5 protein-coding genes are annotated in these 3,816 nt (G+C 74.4%); all 5 read left to right on the plus strand.

From position 1 onward, the window contains the following. A partial coding sequence (gene glp / locus GT030_RS31085; RefSeq protein WP_161203945.1) for a gephyrin-like molybdotransferase Glp occupies positions 1 to 1,035 on the plus strand: 1,035 nt, incomplete at its 5' end. A 136-nt stretch (positions 1,036 to 1,171) separates the two neighbouring features. Beyond that, on the plus strand, positions 1,172 to 1,651 hold the full coding sequence (moaC, locus tag GT030_RS31090) for a cyclic pyranopterin monophosphate synthase MoaC (RefSeq protein ID WP_161203946.1): 480 nt from the start codon (positions 1,172 to 1,174) through the stop codon (positions 1,649 to 1,651). Next, positions 1,648 to 2,175, plus strand: coding sequence for a MogA/MoaB family molybdenum cofactor biosynthesis protein (locus GT030_RS31095; protein ID WP_161203947.1), 528 nt, complete (start codon positions 1,648 to 1,650; stop codon positions 2,173 to 2,175). Before moaC ends, GT030_RS31095 begins: the two co-directional genes overlap by 4 nt. A gap of 17 nt (positions 2,176 to 2,192) precedes the next feature. After that, the gene (locus tag GT030_RS31100) at positions 2,193 to 2,825 is read left to right on the plus strand and encodes a GNAT family protein (protein WP_161203948.1); all 633 of its coding nucleotides are present in this window, start codon (positions 2,193 to 2,195) and stop codon (positions 2,823 to 2,825) included. 182 nt (positions 2,826 to 3,007) lie between these two features. After that, positions 3,008 to 3,816: gephyrin-like molybdotransferase receptor GlpR (gene glpR / locus GT030_RS31105; RefSeq protein WP_346009783.1), on the plus strand; the 809-nt coding region annotated here is incomplete at its 3' end.

Consider the following 3,816-nt stretch of genomic DNA (forward strand, 5'->3'; position numbering starts at 1 on the left):
GACGCCGCCCCGGTCCAGGTCGGCCCCGGCCAGGCCGCGCGCATCATGACCGGCGCCCCGCTGCCGCCCGGCGCCGAGGCCGTCGTCCCCGTCGAGTGGACGGACGCCGGGCTCGGCGGCGGCCCGGCGAGCGGGATGCGCGCCCGCGCCCAGGCACCCGAGGGTGCCGAGGGCCAGGTCCGGATCTTCCGGCCCGCCGGGACGGGGGCCCATGTCCGGCCCAGCGGCAGCGACGTACGCGCCGGTGACCGGGCGCTCGCCGCGGGCACGGTCCTCGGGCCGTCCCAGATCGCGCTGCTCGCCGCGATCGGCCGGGGCACGGTCCGGGTGCGGCCGCGCCCGCGGGTCGTGGTGATGTCCACCGGCAGTGAACTCGTCCAGCCGGGCGAGCCGTTGGAGCACGGCCAGATCTTCGACTCCAACAGCTTCGCCCTCGCCGCCGCCGCCCGGGACGCGGGCGCCATCGCCTACCGGGTCGGCGCGGTCGCGGACGACGCGGACGTGCTGCGCTCCACCATCGAGGACCAGTTGGTCCGCGCCGACCTGCTGGTCACCACCGGCGGGGTCAGCGTCGGCGCGTACGACGTGGTCAAGGAGGCGCTCACCGAGGTCGGCGAGGAGGAGGGCGGCGGGGTCGACTTCCGCAAGCTCGCCATGCAGCCCGGCAAGCCCCAGGGCTTCGGCGCGGTGGGCCCCGACCACACCCCGCTGCTGGCCCTGCCCGGCAACCCGGTGTCGTCGTACGTCTCCTTCGAGCTGTTCGTACGCCCTGTCATCCGCGCCCTGATGGGCCTTCCCGAGGTCCACCGGCCGCGCACGCGGGCCACCCTCACGGTGGACGGGCCGCTGCGCTCGCCCGAGGGCCGCCGCCAGTTCCTGCGCGGCAACTACGCGGACGGCGAGGTCACCCCCGTGGGTGGCAGCGGCTCCCATCTGATCGCCGCGCTGGCCCACGCCAACGCGCTGATCGTGCTGCCCGAGGACGTGACGGAGGCCGAGCCCGGCACCGAGGTCGAGGTCGTCCTGCTCGGCTGACCTTCCCCCGCCCCCGCGCGGGGCCGTGAGTGGGTCCCGGCCCGGTGCCCGAGCCGACTTGGCGGTACCGTGGCGCGCACAGGAGGCCCGCGCATCGCCCGCGCCGGCGGGCCGCGAAGGGGAAGCACCGCACACCATGAGTACGCACGACCGACTGACGCACATCGACGAGGCGGGCGCGGCCCGCATGGTCGACGTATCCGGGAAGGAAGTGACCGCGCGCACCGCCCGTGCCAGTGGCCGGGTGCTCGTGTCCCCGCGCGTGGTCGAGCTGCTGCGCGGTGAGGGAGTGCCCAAGGGCGACGCCCTGGCCACCGCCCGGATCGCGGGCATCATGGGCGCCAAGCGCACCCCGGACCTGATCCCGCTCTGCCACCCGCTGTCGGTCTCCGGTGTGACGCTGGACCTCGCCGTCACGGACGAGGGCGTGGAGATCCTGGCCACCGTGAAGACCACCGACCGCACCGGCGTGGAGATGGAGGCGCTCACCGCCGTCTCGGTCGCCGCGCTCACCGTGGTCGACATGGTGAAGGCGGTCGACAAGGGCGCCGTCATCACCGACATGCGGGTGGAGGAGAAGACGGGCGGCAAGTCCGGCCACTGGAGCCGGGCATGACCGGCACCCCGTACCGCGCGCTGGTCGTCACCGCGTCCAACCGCGCCTCCGCCGGGGTCTACGCCGACAAGGGCGGCCCGGCCGTGGCCGAGGGTCTCACCCGCCTCGGCTTCACCGTGGACGGCCCGCAGGTGGTCCCGGACGGCGACCCCGTCGAGGCCGCCCTGCGCGCGGCCGTGGCGGCCGGGTACGACGCGGTCGTCACCACCGGCGGCACCGGCATCTCGCCCACCGACCGCACCCCCGAGGCCACCCGCGCGGTCCTCGACCACGAGGTACCGGGCATCGCCGAGGCGATCCGGGCGTACGGGCGCGAGAAGGTCCCCACCGCCGCGCTCTCGCGGGGCCTGGCCGGGGTCGCGGGCGGCACCCTGATCGTGAACCTGCCCGGTTCGAGCGGCGGGGTCCGCGACGGACTCGCCGTGCTGGAGCCGCTGCTGACGCACGCCGTCGACCAGATCCGCGGCGGCGACCACCCCCGGCCCGACGCACCGGGCCACGCGGGCGCCGGGGGTGCGAGCTGACCGGCAGATCCTGGCCCGTGGTGCTGGTGGACGGCGATGTCGTCCTGCGGCCGATAAGGGTGCGAGACCAGCGTGCCTGGCGTGAGGTCAACCGGCGCAACCGGGACTGGCTGCGCCCCTGGGAGGCGACCATCCCGCCGCCCACCCCGGCCGGACCGATCGCGCACCGCCCCACCTACCGCCAGATGATCCGGCACCTGCGCTCCGAGGCGACGGCGGGCCGGATGCTGCCGTTCGTCATCGAGTACCAGGGGCGGCTGGTGGGCCAGCTCACGGTCGCCGGGATCACCTGGGGTTCCATGTGCTCCGCGCACATCGGCTACTGGGTGGACCAGTCGGTCGCCGGGCGCGGGGTGATGCCGACCGCCGTCGCGCTCGTGTCCGACCACTGCTTCCGCGCGGTGGGGCTGCACCGCCTGGAGGTCTGCATCCGCCCGGAGAACCGGCCCAGCCGGCGCGTGGTGGAGAAGCTCGGCTTCCGCGAGGAGGGTCTGCGGCCGCGCTATCTGCACATCGACGGCGCCTGGCGGGACCACATGGTCTACGCGCTCACCGCCGAGGAGGTCCCCGGCGGCCTGGTCGACCGCTGGCGGCGTATCCGCGCGCGGCGGCCCGGACAGCCGGGGAATGCGAACAGCGCCGGAAATTGAATACTTGTTCGAATTAATGCTCGGGGCGACCATCTCGGTACGGTCTCCGGGCATTAAATTTCCCCCTGGGTGGTCCGCTGATCGCATCGATCGCAAAAAAAGCTGGAAATATCAGCCAGATCGTGCGACACACCGGCTCAATTGGCGGATGGCCTTGAGCAAATCCCTCTACCGTGTGAGTCGTGAGCAGCAGCGGCCTCATCTACGCAGTCATCGTCGGGGCCTGGGCCGCCTACTTGGTGCCGATGTGGCTCCGTAGGCAGGACGAGCTGAACGAGGCCCGTCCGACGGAACGCTTCAGTACCGCCATCCGGCTGCTGTCCGGAAGGGCGGGAATGGAGCGCCGGTACGCCAAGGACCTGCGGGCGCGCTCCACCCAGGAGGGGGAGCCGGACGCCGGTGACCCGGACGTCGCCACCGACCCGGTGGACGTCCGGGACTTCGCCGTGCCTCCGACGCGCCGTCAGGTCCGGGCGGACGCCGAGCCCGAGCGGCAGGTGCGGGCGGAAGCCCCGCGCGACCAGGCGGCCCCTGCGGCCTCCAAGTCGCCCTCCGCGCAGGCGCATCCGTCCCGCAACTCCCAGGCACCCGAACCCGAACACGTCCCCGCCCGGCGCGCGCCCTCGGCGCAGGCGGCCGCGGCGCGCGCCCAGCGCACGAAGGTGCTCGCCCGCAGACGGCGCACCACCGTGCTGCTGTTCCTCGCCTTCACCCTCGGCGCGATCGCCGCCGCGGTGGGGGGCCTGGCCCTCCTCTGGGTGCCCGCCGTGCCGGCCGTGCTGCTCAGCGCGTACATCGGCTATCTGCGCCGGCAGGAACGGCGCCGGTTCGCCTTCCAGATGGACCGCCGGAGCGCCGAGGACGCGGCCGCCCGGCTGCGTGAGCGGGCCGGCCAGTCGCGTCGCCGTGCCATGGCCGAGGCGGCCGTCGTCGCCGGCGAGCCGGAGGAGGGAACGGGGCCGCACACCGACCCCGCTCTGTCCGCCGCCCT

The organism is Streptomyces sp. SID1328, assembly GCF_009865595.1.
GTDB lineage: Bacteria > Actinomycetota > Actinomycetes > Streptomycetales > Streptomycetaceae > Streptomyces > Streptomyces griseoluteus.